A 1173-nucleotide genomic window follows, 5' to 3' on the forward strand; every position below is an offset into this window, starting at 1 on the left:
CAAAACTTAATGGCAGTGACCGATGACTTTAAAGAAGGTATTAGCGCTTTTATGGAGAAGCGTAAGCCAGTTTATCAAGGTAAGTAGCCTGCATAGTATGCTAGTAACAAACTCAAGATCATAAAAAACCCCGTATCACTGAACTGACCCCCGAAACTTGGACGGTTTAAGTTTATATTAGACCTCTTGCAAAAGTAGTTGTAAGACACAACGTATATTATTGAACGCTACTTACTTAATAGATATGCCAAACATAGATAAGCTACTCAAACAAAGTGACGCTGGTTTTAAACGCTACACAGGCATTCATAAAGCCACCTTTTATGACATGCTTGAGGCCATGCAAGAGCATGAAGCATCTAAGACCAAATCAGGCAGACCAAGTGTGCTCAGTCTTAAGGAGCAGATACTACTAGCCCTGACTTATTGGCGTGAATACCGCACGCTTTATCATATCAGTATGGACTTTGGTATTCATGAGTCTTCTGCTAGCCGTATCATTCGTAAAGTAGAAGACACACTGATTGACTCTGGCAAGTTTGAATTGCCTAAAAAGCTGCCTAGTCGTGTCGATGAGGACATCAATTGGTCAGTCGTCATTGTTGATGCCACCGAAACCCCAATTGAGCGTCCAAAAAAAACCAAAGCGACTACTACAGCGGTAAGAAAAAACAACACACCTTAAAAGCGCAGGTTATCGTCCATTGGCAAACCGGCTTAATACTTGATGTGCAAACCTGTAAAGGGTCAATCCACGATTTTAAGCTGTATAAAGATACTTGTCCTGACTGGTTACCTTGTGACGCCAAGCTATTAGCCGATAGTGGTTATCAGGGTATAGCAAAGTTACATGATCAAAGCTTCACTCCCTTTAAAAAACCTCGTGGTGGTCAGTTATTGGAGATATGCAAACAGGCCAATCACTATCTGGCAAAGTTCCGTATTGTGGTTGAGCACAAAATAGGCTTAATCAAGTTGTTTAAAATCGTGGCTCATAAATATCGCAACCGTCGTCAGCGCTATGATCTTAGAATGAAGCTGTTTGCTGGTATCATTAATTCCGAGCTTAACCTATGACTTTTGCAAGAGGTCTATTAAGGACTGAGTTCTGTACTGTACAGGGCTTAGTCCTTTTAGTTTTAGCTGAATACGCTCATGATTGTAATAGTGAAT

At 40.8% G+C, this 1173-nt stretch carries 2 protein-coding genes and 1 pseudogene; 2 read left to right on the forward strand and 1 reads right to left on the reverse strand.

Annotated features, from left to right (window positions below):
• Nucleotides 1-244 precede the first annotated feature (244 nt).
• The gene (locus tag ACTXGO_RS14180) at nucleotides 245-685 is read left to right on the forward strand and encodes a transposase family protein (protein WP_319052147.1); all 441 of its coding nucleotides are present in this window, start codon (nucleotides 245-247) and stop codon (nucleotides 683-685) included.
• An 8-nt stretch (nucleotides 686-693) separates the two neighbouring features.
• A pseudogene (locus tag ACTXGO_RS14185) lies at nucleotides 694-1077 on the forward strand (transposase family protein); the annotation flags it as partial.
• Here ACTXGO_RS14185 and ACTXGO_RS14190 read toward each other — a convergent pair.
• A partial coding sequence (locus tag ACTXGO_RS14190) for an IS3 family transposase (RefSeq protein ID WP_443574967.1) occupies nucleotides 1072-1173 on the reverse strand: 102 nt, incomplete at its 5' end. The pseudogene ACTXGO_RS14185 and the gene ACTXGO_RS14190 sit on opposite strands and share 6 nt — an antisense overlap.

This window comes from Psychrobacter sp. T6-1, from assembly GCF_052258445.1.

Excerpts from the sequence above, each read along its gene's own strand:
- ACTXGO_RS14180 (WP_319052147.1), top strand. The coding sequence starts at position 245 with ATGCCAAACATAGATAAGCTACTCAAACAAAGTGACGCTGGTTTTAAA.